At 59.3% G+C, this 16,002-nt stretch carries 15 protein-coding genes; 6 read left to right on the top strand and 9 right to left on the bottom strand.

Annotation, left to right across the window (positions count from 1 at the left end; translation table 11 throughout):
* A partial coding sequence (locus tag ACRXB1_RS13900) for an alpha/beta fold hydrolase (protein WP_449492316.1) occupies positions 1 to 276 on the bottom strand: 276 nt, incomplete at its 3' end.
* A 693-nt stretch (positions 277 to 969) separates the two neighbouring features.
* Here ACRXB1_RS13900 and ACRXB1_RS13895 point away from each other — a divergent pair.
* Together ACRXB1_RS13895 and ACRXB1_RS13890 are read left to right on the top strand one after the other, a co-directional pair.
* Positions 970 to 2,367, top strand: a complete 1,398-nt coding sequence (locus ACRXB1_RS13895; protein WP_062000078.1) for an L-lactate MFS transporter — start codon at positions 970 to 972, stop codon at positions 2,365 to 2,367.
* Positions 2,368 to 2,397: 30 nt separating this feature from the next.
* Positions 2,398 to 2,544: an MFS transporter small subunit gene (locus ACRXB1_RS13890; protein ID WP_372237040.1), complete on the top strand. Its 147-nt coding sequence runs from the start codon at positions 2,398 to 2,400 to the stop codon at positions 2,542 to 2,544.
* 76 nt (positions 2,545 to 2,620) lie between these two features.
* On the opposite strand, the gene ACRXB1_RS13885 is transcribed toward ACRXB1_RS13890, so the two are convergent.
* Both ACRXB1_RS13885 and ACRXB1_RS13880 read right to left on the bottom strand, forming a co-directional pair.
* Positions 2,621 to 3,700, bottom strand: coding sequence for a glycosyltransferase family 4 protein (locus tag ACRXB1_RS13885; protein WP_062000080.1), 1,080 nt, complete (start codon positions 3,698 to 3,700; stop codon positions 2,621 to 2,623).
* On the bottom strand, positions 3,700 to 4,947 hold the full coding sequence (locus ACRXB1_RS13880; protein WP_062000951.1) for an oligosaccharide flippase family protein: 1,248 nt from the start codon (positions 4,945 to 4,947) through the stop codon (positions 3,700 to 3,702). The genes ACRXB1_RS13885 and ACRXB1_RS13880 overlap by 1 nt, the downstream gene beginning before the upstream one ends.
* Before the next feature lie 366 nt (positions 4,948 to 5,313).
* Here ACRXB1_RS13880 and ACRXB1_RS13875 point away from each other — a divergent pair, with 366 nt between their 5' ends.
* Positions 5,314 to 6,519 carry a glycosyltransferase gene (locus tag ACRXB1_RS13875; RefSeq protein WP_449492315.1) on the top strand — a complete coding sequence of 402 codons (1,206 nt, stop codon included), beginning with the start codon at positions 5,314 to 5,316 and terminating at the stop codon, positions 6,517 to 6,519.
* A gap of 5 nt (positions 6,520 to 6,524) precedes the next feature.
* Here the strand turns inward: ACRXB1_RS13875 and ACRXB1_RS13870 are convergent, their stop codons facing one another.
* From ACRXB1_RS13870 to ACRXB1_RS13860, 3 genes are all read right to left on the bottom strand, one after another.
* A complete protein-coding gene (locus ACRXB1_RS13870; protein WP_449492314.1) occupies positions 6,525 to 7,712 on the bottom strand; it encodes an acyltransferase family protein in 1,188 nt (395 codons plus the stop codon).
* 172 nt (positions 7,713 to 7,884) lie between these two features.
* The gene (locus tag ACRXB1_RS13865) at positions 7,885 to 9,033 is read right to left on the bottom strand and encodes an acyltransferase family protein (protein ID WP_449492313.1); all 1,149 of its coding nucleotides are present in this window, start codon (positions 9,031 to 9,033) and stop codon (positions 7,885 to 7,887) included.
* 347 nt (positions 9,034 to 9,380) lie between these two features.
* A complete protein-coding gene (locus ACRXB1_RS13860) occupies positions 9,381 to 9,536 on the bottom strand; it encodes a hypothetical protein (RefSeq protein WP_449492312.1) in 156 nt (51 codons plus the stop codon).
* A gap of 170 nt (positions 9,537 to 9,706) precedes the next feature.
* Here ACRXB1_RS13860 and ACRXB1_RS13855 point away from each other — a divergent pair, with 170 nt between their 5' ends.
* Both ACRXB1_RS13855 and ACRXB1_RS13850 read left to right on the top strand, forming a co-directional pair.
* Positions 9,707 to 11,155 (top strand): hypothetical protein, encoded by a 1,449-nt coding sequence (locus tag ACRXB1_RS13855; protein WP_062167433.1) that lies wholly within the window; start codon positions 9,707 to 9,709, stop codon positions 11,153 to 11,155.
* A gap of 53 nt (positions 11,156 to 11,208) precedes the next feature.
* On the top strand, positions 11,209 to 12,399 hold the full coding sequence (locus ACRXB1_RS13850; protein ID WP_449492311.1) for a glycosyltransferase: 1,191 nt from the start codon (positions 11,209 to 11,211) through the stop codon (positions 12,397 to 12,399).
* An 86-nt stretch (positions 12,400 to 12,485) separates the two neighbouring features.
* Here the strand turns inward: ACRXB1_RS13850 and ACRXB1_RS13845 are convergent, their stop codons facing one another.
* From ACRXB1_RS13845 to ACRXB1_RS13835, 3 genes are all read right to left on the bottom strand, one after another.
* Positions 12,486 to 12,788, bottom strand: a complete 303-nt coding sequence (locus ACRXB1_RS13845) for a hypothetical protein (protein ID WP_449492310.1) — start codon at positions 12,786 to 12,788, stop codon at positions 12,486 to 12,488.
* Between the two features lie 95 nt (positions 12,789 to 12,883).
* Positions 12,884 to 14,623 (bottom strand): GMC oxidoreductase, encoded by a 1,740-nt coding sequence (locus tag ACRXB1_RS13840; RefSeq protein WP_062000086.1) that lies wholly within the window; start codon positions 14,621 to 14,623, stop codon positions 12,884 to 12,886.
* A gap of 377 nt (positions 14,624 to 15,000) precedes the next feature.
* Positions 15,001 to 15,639, bottom strand: coding sequence for a DapH/DapD/GlmU-related protein (locus tag ACRXB1_RS13835; protein WP_062167441.1), 639 nt, complete (start codon positions 15,637 to 15,639; stop codon positions 15,001 to 15,003).
* 47 nt (positions 15,640 to 15,686) lie between these two features.
* Here ACRXB1_RS13835 and ACRXB1_RS13830 point away from each other — a divergent pair.
* The coding region (locus ACRXB1_RS13830) for a hypothetical protein (RefSeq protein ID WP_449492309.1) at positions 15,687 to 16,002 on the top strand (316 nt) is incomplete at its 3' end.

The following is a 16,002-nucleotide window of genomic DNA, read 5'->3' as shown; positions in this document are numbered from 1 at the left end:
GACCCCCAGTCCTTGTAAAAGATCTCCGTGCCGTCCTTCGTCTTGATCGTGCTCATCGAACGTGCTCCTTAAGGTGAGATTGCGCGTTGCGTCCACGTTGAGAATCGCCGCCTTGGTGTGCGCAACGACCCTGAACCCCTTCTGGACCAGGAAGAGCATCTGCGAGTCCCACGCGTCCGCATCCAGCGGCCAGCCATGCGAAAACACCACCGTCTTGCCCGACCCCCAGTCCTTGTAAAAGATCTCCGTGCCGTCCTTCGTCTTGATCGTGCTCATCGAACGTGCTCCTTAAGGTGAGATTGCGCGTTGCGTCCACGTTGAGAATCGCCGCCTTGGTGTGCGCAACGCGAGGGACCTGCAAAGGCATTCGTACGTCCTCGTCATGCGACAAAACTGCGCCGCTCGTGCGGCGTCTTGGTGTTGATCAATGTCCGGGATGTGCGCCGCGTGCGGCGCGAAGTGCCTCAGGTTACGGCAGGAACGTGTCGGTGAAAAGACTTGCAAAATCAATTGGGATGCATGAGCGGACGACTCCTGATACGCGCTACCCGAATGAAAATAATTGTTTTTGCGGGAGTTAATCGAGACTGTTAACCAGACCGGATTTTTGCGTGAAATCGATATCAAGCTTTTTTTACCGGCGCGTTTTGGAAAACCCTAACGCCTTTGTTTAGCCAATATCGTAAAAACAGCCGAAAGCAGGGCTTGCCTTATCAGTACAAACACTTATGTCTGAACATATCCTATTGCGTTGATTCCACGGCTTAACTATCGTGACAGTAGCGCTCGCCCGCGTACACATTATGAAAAGTCCAAGCCTATTTTCTTTGCATTCCTCGTCTATTCCGCTTTCTATCGCCCTGCGACGATCGACCAGACAATTCGGCACTTTCGCCCGCTTGTTTGGTAAGCCATGCAATAAAAAAAGCAAACGTTAAACCGCGCATTAAACCAAGTTGGAGACCAAAAATGAGCACGCGCTCAGATAACCCTATTCACCCGTCACCCAGTTTCTTTTCAAAAGAAGCGACCGTCGCACAACCCGGATTTTCTCGTTGGATGGTGCCCCCCGCCGCGCTTGCGGTGCATTTGTGTATCGGTCAGGCGTATGCGTTTTCGGTTTTCAATTCGCCGCTCACCCGCGTGATCGGCATCACCGAGTCCGCGCCGGACGACTGGTCGCTGACCACGCTCGGCTGGATCTTCTCGCTGGCGATCGTGTTCCTGGGTCTGTCGGCGGCATTTGCGGGCAAATGGCTCGAGAAGGTTGGCCCGCGACGCACCATGTTTACAGCCGCCTGCTGTTTTGGCGGCGGCTTCCTCGTGGCGGCGCTCGGTATTCATTTGCATCAGATCGTGCTGGTTTATCTCGGCTATGGGGTGATCGGCGGAATCGGGCTCGGGCTGGGATACGTATCGCCGGTTTCAACGCTCATCCGCTGGTTTCCGGATCGCCGCGGCATGGCGACCGGCATGGCGATCATGGGTTTCGGCGGCGGTGCGATGATCGCCGCACCCGCATCGGTTGCGCTGATGAACCACTTCAAGAGCGCGACGAGCAACGGCGTGACCGAGACCTTCGTGGTGCTGGGTATTGTCTACTTCATCTCCATGTCGATAGGCGCGCTCGCCATCCGCGTGCCGCCCGCGAACTGGGCGCCCGCCGGCTGGACGCCGCCTGCCGACAACGGCAACAAGATGATCACGCGCAATCACGTGCATATCGACCAGGCTTTGAAGACGCCCCAGTTTTATCTGATCTGGCTCGTGCTGTTCCTCAACGTGACGGCGGGTATCGGCGTGCTGGGCCAAGCGTCGGTGATGATCCAGGAGAGCTTCAAGGCGACCATTACTGCAGGCGCTGCGGCCGGGTTTGTTGGCTTGCTTTCGCTGTTCAACATGGGTGGCCGGTTCGTATGGGCGTCGGGCTCGGACTGGCTTGGACGCAAGAACACGTACTTCGTGTTCTTCGTGCTGGGCGCCGTGCTGTACTGGCTCGTGCCGCAATTCGCGCAGAGCGGCAATGTAGCGCTGTTCGTGCTTTCGTACTGCGTGATCCTCTCCATGTACGGCGGCGGTTTCGCAACCGTACCGGCCTATCTTGCCGATATCTTCGGCACGAAATTCGTCGGAGGCATACATGGACGTCTGCTGACAGCGTGGGCGGCTGCGGGGATCGCAGGACCGGTGCTGGTGAACTATATCCGCGCGTATCAGGTGGCGCATGGCGTTGAAAAGGCGCAGGCCTACACCACCACGCTGCACATCATGGCGGGGCTGCTGGTGCTTGGGTTCATCTGCAACTTGCTGGTGAAACAGGTGAACGCGAAGCATCACATGAGTGCGTCGGCGCTTGCGTCGGAATGAAGCCAGAACAACGATAAACCGGAGAACGCAATGAACACTCGCATGAATCAGGATCTTTCGTCCAATGCTGCGCCGACCAACAAGGCGTTGCTTGGGGTCTTCTGGATCTACGTGGTCGTGCCGCTGGCATGGGGCGTGATCAACACGCTGGTGCAGGCGACGAAGCTGTTTCATTAATCGTGTAGGCAGAACGGAGAACGCCGGCTATCAGCCGGCGTTTCTCTTTCTAGCGCTTCTAGCAGTCTTCTTCAACTCAAGCCGGGGCCCCCGCCATCCCGCTCGTCACCTCTCGCGCCACTGCAAGGTAACGTTCAGCCGTGTCCGCAAGTGTGAGCCCGCCCAGCGGTCTCTGCGCCCGTCCTTCGCCCAACGCCGTCACCAACGCTCGCGCATAACTCGCGGTGTCTTCCGGATCGAGCAGATGCACCGCCGGGAAATCCTCCGCGAAGCTGAAAGGCCGGATCTGGCTGGCGACGATCGGCACGCCTGAAGCAAGCGCTTCAAGAAACGCGATGCTGTGCCCTTCCGAACGCGAAGGCATGGCGAATACGCTGGCCTTGAACAAGATATCCGATACGTCCGAGCGCGGCCCTTCCACGGTGACATGCTGTCCGATCCCGAGCTTGGCCACGAGATCGTTCACGGCCGTGAAATAGGCCGGATCTTCGATCACGCCCACCAGCAGCAAACGCGCATGCGGCACGAGCTTCACCACCTCCTTGAAGGCGTGCACCGTCTGCAACTGGTTTTTCACCGATGTATACCGGCCAATCTGCACGATCTGCGCATGGTTATCGGCGGGAATTGCGGTCAGGCCTTTCGAGAAACGCGCCATGTCGACGCCATTCGGAATGAGCTGCATCGAAGGATGGCGGCCCACGGCGGCCACGTAATCATCGATATTCGCAGGCGACACCGCGATCACCGCACGCGCACGCCGCGACAAAACGCGTTCTATACGCCTGAACAATCCGCGCTCGAAGTCATTGGTCGCCGAATGCATCACGTACACCACGGGCGCCGCAATTGGCAACGCGCGCGCATAAAACGCAGGGATGGTCGCGTGGGCGAACACCACGTCCGGCGCGTAGTGATTAACCGACTGGTACAAATGCCACAACTTACCGAGCGTTCCGTGCGACGCAGCAGGGAACATGCATTCGACATGGTTCGCATCGAGCTCGCGACGCAGCTCGGTGAAGTCTTCATGCTGTGGCCGAAGCGAGGTCATGCCGACCGTTTCACCGCTGTTCTGCTGATGGATCGCCAGATCCTTGGCCAGCACTTCGGCGCCTGAAAGTCGCGGTGCGAGTACAAGATGAAGGATGCGCATCACGCCTCCTTGAGGATTCGGAACAGCATCCAACCGGCAGCGGCCGCGAGGCCGCCGGTCATCGCCCAGGCAATGCCTGTCACGCCCCACATGTGCGTCGCTACCGGCACCGTGGCGAGCAGCACCACGGCCTGGATGATCGATGCGTGCGTGGCGACCTTCGGCAATCCGACTGCGCGAAGATACGACACCAGCACGGCGATCACTGCGCCAATCGCCATGTTGACCACGAAGATGCGAAAGAGCGGGACGGCAGGCAGCCACGCGGTTCCCAGCACGATCTGGAACAGCGGTTCAGCGGCAAAGCGCAGGATGATGACCAGCACAACGAGTCCTCCCGCGATGAGTCCGAGATAGCGGCGAAAGAGCCGCGCTGCAAAGTCCGCGTCCTTCCGATGATGCGCCGAAAACGTCGGGAAAAGATATTGCGACATGGCGATAGCCGCATCCGCCAGCAACATTTGCGCGAGCTTCGACGACATCTGGTACGCGCCGAGTTGCGCGGGTCCGAGCAGCTTCGCGACGATCACTTTATCGAACTGGTTCAGCAGCAGATTGACCACGCTGCCGGCCCAGATCCACCGGCTGAAGTTCACGTAATGTCCAATGCCTTTCCACGATGCCCGCAGCGGCGGCCGCGGCCCCATGGTGGTCCACGTCAGCACGGTCTTCAACGTCTCGCCTGCCAGCATGCCGAGCAACACCGAATAAGCGCCGGCGCCGCTCAGCGCAAACCCCAGGCCGATTGCGCAATCGAGAAACGCCGACGACATCTCCACGCCCGCAATGCGCATGAAGCCGCGTTCGCGCGTGACGATGTAATACGCCGGCGACGCCACGCCGCGAATCAGCGGCAAGAGCGCGGCCATTTGCAGCAACAGCAGCGAGCCGCCGAGATGGAATTGTGAATCCATCAATGGCGCGGCGCACACGATCAGCACGGCGATCAACGCTCCGCGCGAAGCCAGCGTGGTCCAGACCGCACCAAGCTGCGAGCGGTTGGGCGTCTCACGGCCCTGCACGACGGCTTGCGCCAGGCCAGTATCGCTGAGCGCTTCGGCAATCGCGACCGCAAGCAGCGCCACGCTGACGCTGCCGATGGCAGCCGGTCCGAGAATGCGCCCGATCGCCAGGAACTTGACCGCAACGAATCCGCGCACGACGATCTGCTGCAGCAGGACCCAGATGGCGGCGTCCTGGTCGAAACGCACGCTCGCGGTTGAAAAAGGTAAGCGAACTGCTCTCACAGACATTCCTCGCGTCGGGTCGGTTTTTTGTATTTAGAGCACGACAAACGGATTGCCGGCGAGACTTGACTTTTCATGAGCGATGCTTGGGTCCAGGGTTTCCGCAAAGGTAACGTGCCACGCCATGTGTTGTGCGCCATCTCGTAGTTGATATCGGCCCTCATGTACGCTGGCTCACTGTCTTTTTTCGCCAGAGGAATACCCTACGTTTTGTCGCTTGCAAATCTTGCTGCAATGCTAGTGTTGCCATTAGTCGCCGGGTTTCCGGCGCCTTGACTGTATGTTCCACGCGATTACGCCGGCGTTCTGCGTCTTACCGCCCGAACATCACGACCTTTTGTACGTTTTCCGATAAAAAAACAGACCATGGCCAATGAAACGCGGGACACCGTGCTGATTATCGAACCGAATTTCACCGGGCATCGGTGGCGGTATGCCGAGTGGGCTGCAGCCGCCTACAGCGAAGCAGGTTACCGGTGCGTGATCGTGACCGATCCCGCCAATGCTGCGCATTCGCTCAGCAAACGCATTGCAGAGGAGAACCGGCCCGAACTTGGAATCCAGTTCGTGACGCCGCTCGCGCATAGCGGGAAAGGCTTGGCGAAAGTCAGCTACGTGCGTTTCTTCCGCGATTTCAAACATGCTTTCAGTGTCGCAAGCCAGGGCCGCAAGGTGTCGCTCGTGGTGGTGCCTTACATCGATTACTTCTTTTACGCGTTGCCTTTTACGGGTTCGCCGTTTGGCGCGACCCCGTGGGTCGGCATTACAATGCGCGCCAATTTTCATCACGCGAAAGTCGGCGTGAGAGCGCCGCGCGAGCCCATGTTGAACGGCGTGAAAGCGCAGTTGTTCCGGCGCGCGATCCGCACGCAAGGGTTGAAGACGCTGCTGACAATCGACCCGACGCTCACCGAATGGTGCGCGGGCACGCCCGGTCAACGGGACCGTTATCAGGCTGACCACGGCGCGGCCGTGCAATATCTCGCCGATCCGTTTCCCGATGCAAGAGCGACCGAGCCTGCCATTGCACGTCAGCGGCTGGGACTGGGCGCGGGCAAGCACGTCCTCGTATATGGCGCGATCACCGAGCGCAAGGGTATCCAGGAACTCGCCGCAGCGCTGGCGCAACGGCAAGGCGCAGATCAACCCACGCTTGTCGTCGCCGGCGCTCAGGACGATGAAATCCGGGCGTTCTTTGCGTCGGCGGCTGCGTTGTCTCCGCCGCCGGTTTTCATCGACCGGTTCGTTACCGCCGAAGAAGAACTCGATCTCTTTTCAGCCTGCGATGTCGTGTGGCTCGGCTACAAAGGACATTACGGCATGAGCGGCGTGCTCGTGCAGGCATACCGCTTCGGCAAGCCGGTGATCGCAACGGCCGATGGGTTGATCGGCTGGTTCTGCCGTACGGGTGAGCTCGGACCGGTGGTGCAGGACCTGTCGGTGGCATCGATCAACAGTGCGCTCGATCAGGTCTTCAAACCTCGCCCGCAAGCGGCGGCACGTGCGCCGCATCTGCTCGAACGCAACACCTTGAGCGAGTTCAAGCAGACGCTGCGGCAAGCTATCGCCTGACCGCCTCAAACGCTTTCGGTGCCGTCCACTGCAACACTTCTTGCACGGATGCGCGCCGGGTCCGCCGGGTCTTTGCCCAGCCATTCACGCACCCAGCGTGCGCACGGTTCCTCGATGCGCCGCGCCGTGATTCTCGCGCCAATGTAAGCCAGGGCCGTAGCCGCGATCATCGAAACCGCGAAGACCAGAACTGCATGATCCTCGGCGAAGTCATCCACGGCGTCGAGCCTCACAACGGCCCGCACGGCAAGTATGGCGACGAAGTGCCATACGTAGATGCCGAAGCTGTATTTTCCGAGCATCACGGTCGCAGGCGCTTTCAACATTCGGAATGGAACGCGCGTCAGCAACAGCATCAAGGCGGCGGTCGCGAGAGCAGCGAACGTCGGCGCGACGCCGTGTGCCAGACCGCGTCCTGTGCCTGCGAGAAACAATGCAACCAATGCGGCGAGGCCGCCTGCCGCAAGCCTCGCGCAAGCACGTGAGGACAGTTGGCGGTCGCCGACAAGATAATCCCTCGCCAGCCGCCAGACCCAGAATCCGATGATGAAACACGGCAACTGCATGGGCGGCCAGAAGTAGAAGAACTCGTTGTTCACCACGCGGCACGCAGGACCGCCATCGCATGCGCCGAAGTACCAGCACGACAGCGCGAACAGCGCCGTCGCCAGCGAAACCATGATCAATCCACGCAGCGTGCGGCAAACGAATACGAGCGCCGGCGCGATCATGTAGAAGAACATCTCCACGCCAATGGACCACCCGCCCGGCACCACGCTGTCCGTTGCCGACGGAAACCATGCGTGGATGAAAAGCACGTTCAGGAAGACATCGGAGAGATCGTGCGGCGTTTGTATATGGCCATGCACGAAGTGCAGCGCGAACTCGATGCTGGTGTAACCGAGGATCGCGAGGTAATAAAGCGGCGCGATGCGCGCAATACGCTTCACATAGAAGTTGCGCAGCACTTCACGCGTTGCCCCGAGACGTTGCGCGTCATGTTCTATCGATGAAAAAATCGTGATCGCGCTGATCACGAAGAAACATTGGACACCGTACTGTCCGAGATTGGCGAGCGTATCGAGCCACACGGGACTCGTCACCATCCAGGGCGCGAGATGAACCGCAATCACGCCGATGACGGCAAGCGTGCGGCCGGCATCGAGCGCTGCAATGCGAGCGGGCGATGTCATCGGCAGGTCCTCGCGGCGTTTGCGCAACAGTAATGAAGTGCTTGCATGGTCGGCGTCGGGCAACAGGTTGGCGCGGCACGGACATGGCGCCCGTGCTGTTCGGACTATCGGAAAAACGAAGAGGGGAACCCGCTTGGCGCTACTGGTCGCCAGGCGGTTTCTGTCGATACGCTCAGGACACGTGAGTGCTCACCACGGGCACTTCCATTTCGCCCTTGCGCTGTTTGGCGGGGAACAAGGCATCGCGGATCTTGAGGAACGGGAACTCGACCGCACGCGTGGTCACGTAGCCGATCACGATTGCAATGCAGAACTGCGCAGCCAGTACGACGAACCACGCGGCAAGCGGCGGAACGTGCATGGCCGCGGTCTTGCGGATGAGGATGTCGGCGGGCGCAAGCGCCAGCGAATGCCAGAGATAGATGCCATACGAATACACGCCGATCCATGCAATCCCGCGATACAGCAGCGAGTCGCGAATGCCCTTCGAGTATTCGATCGCAAGCACGATGGCAGCGGTGAAACCAATCGCCTGGATGGTGAAGCCGATACTTTCATCGAGCGCAATGTGCGTTGTTCCCAGCACGAGCCATGCAACCAGCACGGCGACCATGCTGAGGAGCAGCCATTTTTTATCGGCGAATTTCTTGTAGACGTCCGGCTTCATCCAGTAGAACGCGGCGAGGATCACGCCGAACAGCAAGCTGTCTATGCGGTATTGCGTCTGGAAGAACGCAGCATCGACATCCCCCTTCGATACCACCGCGCAACGCGCCAGCAGCACGATCCCGCAAATGGACAGCAACGTGCCGATGATCGCATTCACACCCACCTTGAAGCGCACGAAAATGAGCAGCAATGCCGGCAGGAACAGGTAGAAATGTTCTTCGACCGCAAGACTCCAGGTCTGGCTGATCGACGTCCCCAGATAGTTCTGCATGTGGGTCAGGTTCTGGAACAGGAACGTGTCCGTGGGGTGACGTCCGGCGAACACATGAAACAGGATCAGCACGTAATACGCGGGCCAGATCTTGAAGATGCGTCGAATGATGAATCGCCACGCGTCAATGCGTCCATGCTCGGAATATTGCTTGAGCAACAGGCCGCCAACGAGAAACCCGCTGAGTGTAAAAAACAGGTTCACGCCCTCGCGGCCAAAGCTCTTCAGCGGATATTCGATCGCGCTGACGAACCAGTAACCGGTCTTGACGGAATGAAAGTGAAAGCCCATCACGGCGATGATCGCAATGCCGCGGACGAAGTCGAGCTCGATCGTCCTGTTCGATGTTTGTTGTGTACGTGGTTTGCCGAACAAGCCCATGGTGATCCCCTTTGCTGCGGCGATTGCTCCGCGTTTCCGACCTGATGTTCGGTAGTTATTTCCTGACTTATGTGCCGGCTTTCATCCCGATGTGCAGGCAAAACGCCCGACGAGTCTTCCATCTGGCGGTCCCTGAATATTCGTCCCACTGACCCGGTTTCATCCGCCAACATCACGCCGTTGACGGACAGGGAGTGCGGCGTGCCGCACGCAACGGTTTCATATCGCGTTCTGAGCGCGTTGCATTGCGATACGGTGGGGAGCGCTGCGGTAACGAACGCAGGCCCTGTGTAGAGGGGTTGCATGCGGCAGCGCACTGGCCGCGCTCCGTTGATTCACGACGAAGACTAGTGCTTAACCGCCTGCGCCGATGCAGCCGATTCGGCCACTGCTATATTCGCAGCGAGCGGTTGCAGGCTGTCGTATATGCGCCAAAGCAGGATACAGATGCGCTCGAGTGCGCCGAAGCCGGGCCGCAAGCGAATGTTCGTTCGCGCACTCATGCAGCATTCTTCCGGCGGTTTCGATGACGCTATGCGATACATGCAACGGAAGCAACACGATGGTTGCCGCATCCTTGGCCGACCAATCCGCTTTGCATCGCCCAAGCCCGAATTCATCAGCCGCGCCTTGAAGCGAAGCCTCAAAACCGAGAGTCGAAGAGAGACCCGCCATGCGCAACAAATATACGAACTTGTGGATCTGGCTGTTTCTAATCCCGCTGTCGCTCGACTACAAAGCGGCGGAAGACGCGGGAAGCCACGTGATACAGGTGCTCATGACGCTGCCGGTGCTGGCCGGGGGCCTCGTGCTCTGGCTGATTGCACCGAGCTTCACACGCCGTTCGAGGTTCCGCTCGATCATCACGGCTGCCACGATCATGACGGTGGTCGGCAGCATCGTGGCGCAAGTCCTCCAAGGCAACGACTTCGGCAACTACCTGCGTACCCTGCTGCCCTTCGGCCTGTTCCTGCTTGGTTATCTCGCTGCGTGCCGGCCATGGGAAGGCGATCGTCTTGCTGCCTTCGAAAAGGCGATCTTCTGGTCGATGGTCATTTCACTCGTTTTCAGTTTCGTGTACGGCATGGTGACGAGCGGCGGTCCGCTCGATGACGTGCGCTACCGGATCGTATCGGTGACGTTTCTTGGTTTGCAGGGTGTCATCCTGCATCAGTTCGTCGTTGCGAAACGCTTTACGAAATTCACGCTTGCAATCTTCCTCGGCACGATCCTGATCGAGTTGCTGAGCGTCACGCGAAGCCTGCTGGTCGGCACTGTCGTGCTGTTCATGTTCGCGACCTGGCTGTCGGCGCCGTCGCCGCGCCATCTGGTTCGGGCAGGCATGCGCGCGCTCATGACAGGCGTGCTGATCGCTGTGATGACGGCAGGCGCTGCATCGTTTTTCCCTGAAGTCGCCGATCACTGGACGCAGCGCATCTTTGCATCGAAAGAGACCACGTCCGGGCGCGATCCGACCACGATCACCCGCCTGGCCGAAATGAAAGACCAGTACGACCAGGTCACATCGACGCCTTCTGCGTTGATCGCGGGCAGAGGCTATGGCGCGGTGTATCACTACTCGCCTGATTACCTGCCCTACCTTGCCGGCCAGTTCTCCAAGAAGGACTTCTATGCGATCCGCGAGTTTGCCGCGGGTCACAACTTCTGGGTGTATCAACTGTTTGCCGGCGGCCTGATGTTCGGCCTCTGGATGCCGCTTGCGATCTTGTTCGCACTCGCGATCGGCGGCTTTGCGTATCGCACATGGCGCCGGCGCGCACCCGACCTGCTGTACCTGCCGGTCATGGGACGCTCGCTATTGTTGCTGGCTGCATTGCCTGCGACTTCCATTGGCGGTAATCCACTCGGTCCGCGCTATTCGGGTCTCGTGTTTGGTGTTGCGCTCGGCTTGCTGGTCGCGACCTACACGCGCCTTTCATATGCAATGAAAGTACGCAACGCAGAACTCGCGGCCTCACGCGGCATGCCGAAGAAGCGCCGTCCCGGAACACCCGCGCCGGCGCCTGCCGGCACGCCCGTCTCCATGCCGATGCATCCGTCGGGCCATGTGTCCGCGCTGGAAGAAAGCCGTGACGGGATGTCGCGCTTTACATCGGCATAAGGCTCACGCGGCTTTTTATCAATGACACGATTCAACATCGAGCGCGCCTGGCCATGAAGATCCTGCATTTGTTATCGACTATCGACCCGCGTGCCGGAGGTCCTACCGAAGGCGTGCGTCAAAGCGGCGTCAACATGGCGGCGCTCGGTCACGACGTGGAAGTCGTCACACTCGATGACCCTGCCGCACCATGGCTCGCTGCGTTCCCGCTGACGGTGCATGCGCTGGGTCCGTCGAAGGGCAATTACGGCCTGACGCCGAACCTCGTGCCGTGGCTCAAGCAAAACGCTATGCGCTTCGATGCCGTCATCATCAACGGCTTGTGGCAATACCACAGCTATGGTGCATGGAAAGCGCTGCATGCCATGCAGGTGCCGTACTACGTCTTCCCGCATGGCATGCTGGACCCGTGGTTCAAGCGCACCTACCCGCTGAAGCATTTGAAGAAGGCGCTCTACTGGCCGTGGGCGGAATATCGCGTACTACGCGACGCGAAACGCGTGCTTTTCACGGCAGAAGAAGAACGCGTACTCGCGCGGCAATCGTTCCGTTTGTACAAGGCGAACGAAGAAGTCGTGGCATTCGGTACGAACCCGCCGCCGGCAGCATCGGCGCCGGTACGCGACGCATTCCTCACCGCATACCCCGAACTCAAGGAGAAGCGGCTGTTGCTGTTCCTCGGTCGCATCCATGAGAAGAAGGGATGTGATCTGCTGATCAAGGCATTCGCGCAGATCCGCGATATTGATCCGGCGGCGCATCTGGTGATGGCCGGCCCGGACGGTGGCGACTGGACCCCGACCCTGCAAAAACTTGCAGCGGAGCTTGGCATAGCGAACCGCATCACGTGGACAGGCATGCTGCTTGGCGATATGAAGTGGGGTGCATTCCAGGCGAGCGATGCATTTGTTCTGCCGTCCCATCAGGAGAACTTCGGCATAGCGGTTGCTGAGGCATTGGGCTGCGGCTTGCCGGCGCTCATCTCTAACAAGGTCAACATCTGGCGCGAGGTGGAAGCAGACGGCGCGGGTTTCGTTGCAACCGACACGGTAGAGGGAACGGTATCGAGTCTTACGCGATGGCTGGAACTCGACCCATCGCGAGCGGCCGCAATGCGTGGGCAAGCGAAAGACACGTTCCACCGCCGCTTCACGGTCGACGCCATGTCGAAGGACCTGCTGCGCGTCTTGCAGACAGGCGCAAGAGAAGACGCCGGCCCCCTCCAAAGCGTACAAACCGCATAGAGCCGCAACAATCCAAAGCCTTAAGAACTTGCCCGAGACCACTGGTGGCGAAGCGTGTGGATGTAGGGGTTCGGAGGGGGAGGGGTTCAAGTGTTGGTGATTGCGGCGCCGAGCGTTCTTCTGAAGTACCAAACAGTTAAACGTGCACGCTCGGGACACTTATGAGCCCTTGGTGGGGAGGCGTTTTCTTTGCTTCGTTTCTTTTTCGCCGTTGGAAAAAGAAATGAAGTGCCGCCACGCACAGTGGCTAAAAGCGCTAAAAAAGTCAGATAGAGCAAAACGCGCGATGACCTGAAAAGCAGCAACCCAGCATAGACCCCGACCGCAGCAAAAACCCCTTCGCAAGCATCATCAAACACCGCGCGAAAGCCCAAAACGAGCGCCAGCAAAAAGAAAACCCGCCGATGTCTCCACCGGCGGGTTCCTCAAATCGGCTACGAATACCGGATAAAAACAACCAAACCTATCCGATAAACAAGCCGCCCTACTTCTTCGCCATGAAGGCAAGATCCGAAGGCGCATGAAGTTTCGATGCGGCATACGGCATCGACTCTTCGGACACGCGGCGCTCGGCGCCCGCTCCAATCGATGTCACCGATGCCAGCGGCGAGACTTCACCCCGCAACGCCTTCAGAATATGTTCCGACAGCCGCAAGGTCATTGCTGCAATCGTGATGGTCGGGAAATTCGCCCCGACCGTGGGAAATACCGAACTGCCCGCCACAAACAAGTTGCTCATGCCGTGCACCTGGCAATTGCGATCGACCACGCCGTACTTCGGCGAATCGTGCATGCGGGTCGTGCCCATGTGATGCCACGTGCCTTCCAGTTGCGCAGGCCACGGCTTGCCTTCCAGCGGCTCGTCGAGTTGCACGTCGGCCACCCCCGTGCGCTGCATTTCTTCTGCGAGCAGCGTGACGGTACGGTCGAACGTGCGCTTGACCAACTCGGTCAGTTGCCAGTCCACCTTCACGCGATTCATGCCCAGCGCATCTTTTTGCGACGACAAGGTGACACGGCTGTCGCGATTCGGCTCGGCCTCGACGATCGTCTGGAATTTGACGTCGGTGATGAGCGGACGCGGCTGCAACAGTCGCGCAAGACCGAAGCACGCAGTGTCCACAGGATGCGACGCCATGGTCAGCAGGTCCTGCGAAAAACTCCAGCCAGGCTGATCCTTTTGCAAGACGGCCTGCTTGCATCGGATCAACGCTTCAGCGCCTTCCGTGTTCTCGCCGCGAAACACCGAGTAGAACCACACGCGCGCATTGAGCAAACGCTCGCGCTCGAGCACCTTTTGCGTCAATGCGAACTGGGACGAGATGAACTGTCCATGCGCCGACACCGATGCATTCTGATAGTGATACTTGATGTCGTAGAGCTTGTTGCGCGCCCACGGCTTCTTGAACTTGATGCTGCCCTGCATGGTGCGCGGATGGTCCATGAAGTAGCGGCCGACCACATCGTTGCCGTTCCCGAGCCCTTCCGCCTGCACCTTGTTCGACGCAAGCAGCAACCGCGCATTCTCGATACCACCCGTCGCCAGGATGAAGATCTTCGCGGAGACAGAAAACCGCCGGCCGCTCAACGTGCCGACATCGATCTGCGAAACATGCCTCGCTTCGCTGTCAGTGCCGATGTTCATCGCGTTCGCGTTGAGAAACACGCGCACATGCGACGACTCGCCGAGCACGGCCTTGTACACCTTGCCAAAGCGCACCGGCGGGCTGAACTGGGAGATCGTGTCGCGGATCGTGCCGCTTGGCAGCGGATGACGCTTCACATCGTCACGGCCGATGGCCGCTTCCCAGTACGCCGGGTCGAAATTGTTTTCGCCGAGCTTGAGCAACGCATGCGTGCGGGCATAGTAAGGACGCAACTCGTCGAGTCCGAATGGCCAGCCGCTATCCTTCACCCAATCGCGTTTTTCGAAGTCCCACGAATCGAGCGGACGGCACCAGCCGCCCCAGCAATTGCTGCTGCCGCCAAGAAAGCGGCTGCGGCTGCCGTCGGCATACGTATAAGGAATACCTACGTTCTCGCCGCGATACAAATCGCGCGTGGCGTCGTCCGGCTTGTACCCACCGCTTTCCAGCAGGACGGTATCGACGCCTTGCTTATCCAACTCGAGCGCAAGCGTGATCCCCGCGACCCCTGCCCCGATGATGCAGACGGTCGTCTTCACTACCGCGTTCTGCTCTACATTCCGGCTGTCAATGAACATCCCCGTGCTCCCTCTCGTGTGCAGCGCTTCGCCAAATCGTCTTGCCGGCTTATCCGCTGTCGCCACCCGTTATAGAAACGCTTCGCTGCCGTAGCGCGTCGCGCGGTCCGCTGTACCGCTGTACCGCCGGCGCCGGACAGAACCCGGCCATCTTTCATCTAACGAAACATCACACGAGTCCGAACAGTCCACATGCAGTCTGGAGATCATCCCAGCCAGATCGACCAGCCTTATCAGCCAGTCTTACCTGCGTGTAATAGTCGTAGGACGCGCGCTTCGTTACCCGCCAAGATAAAGGCACATGCGGCCAAGCGCGCTGGTCTACGCGCGCGGCACATTGCGAATGAAACCCTACATGAATACGGCCCCGTTTTAGCTCAGGCGGTGAAACGTTTCCTGATAAACCGTACCGGATTGCCGCCATACACACCTTCTGCTTCAAGCGACCGATGTACCACTGACAGCGGCGTCACCACTGTCGAGCGGCCGATGGTCACACCCATTTGTACGACGCATTTCGATGTGATCCACACACCGTCCTCGATCACGATCGGCTTGACATGCAAATCCATGTTCGTCGCGAGATCGTGTGAGCCGGTCGTGAGAAATGCGTCTTGTGAGATGCAGACATTCGAGCCAATGCGAATCGAAGTCTGGTTGTAGATCCAGGCGTTCACGCCGAACCAGCAGTTGTCGCCCACTTCCAGATTCCACGGCGCCTTCACGCGGATCGGATGGGGCATGCGGCATCCGGCGCCAATGCGCGCGCCAAAGCGGCGCAGCAGCCAGACGCGTACGGCGGATACCGGTATGAACTTGTTGTTGATGATCGCGGCTTCGAGGAAGAACCACACGACTTCCGTCAACGCGCCGCGTTTCGCGACGTAGTTGCCCTTGCCCGCCAGGCTCAGGTCGATGACACGGGCGTTGCTTACGGCCGCCCCTGCTGAAGCATGGGGAATGCCCTCTTCAGCAATATCCTCTTCGATGCAATGTTCGTCGATTGTTCTGTGCATGTTTGCCGGCCCCCGAGCCCGTAGCGGTGAGTGCATTGCAGCACCGCATGAAACGATTATGGTCGATGCGTCTTGTTGTTCTGGTGCGCCAGCCCACTAATGGCCGCAAGGGAAAGACTTTTGGCGGCATCTGCATGACCGGAAAGCGAAAGATTTGCTACCTTGAAACAAGGGGTGCCGGCCGCTATACAGCGCTGCAAGTTTGGGATAACAATCTGCTTCATCTTGAGCGATACATCGGAGTGCGTCATGAAATCATCTATTCGCAGGCTAACGGGTCAACGCGTATTGGCCATGCTTCTCGCTGGTGCAGCGTGGTCCGCTTTGCCGGCCGCGCATGCAGCTGCCGGCGACGCCGGCACG

It is taken from the genome of Caballeronia sp. M23-90 (genome assembly GCF_053574605.1).
The sequence above is the reverse complement of the archived record's forward strand: the minus strand, read 5'-3'. Positions and strand labels throughout refer to the sequence as shown.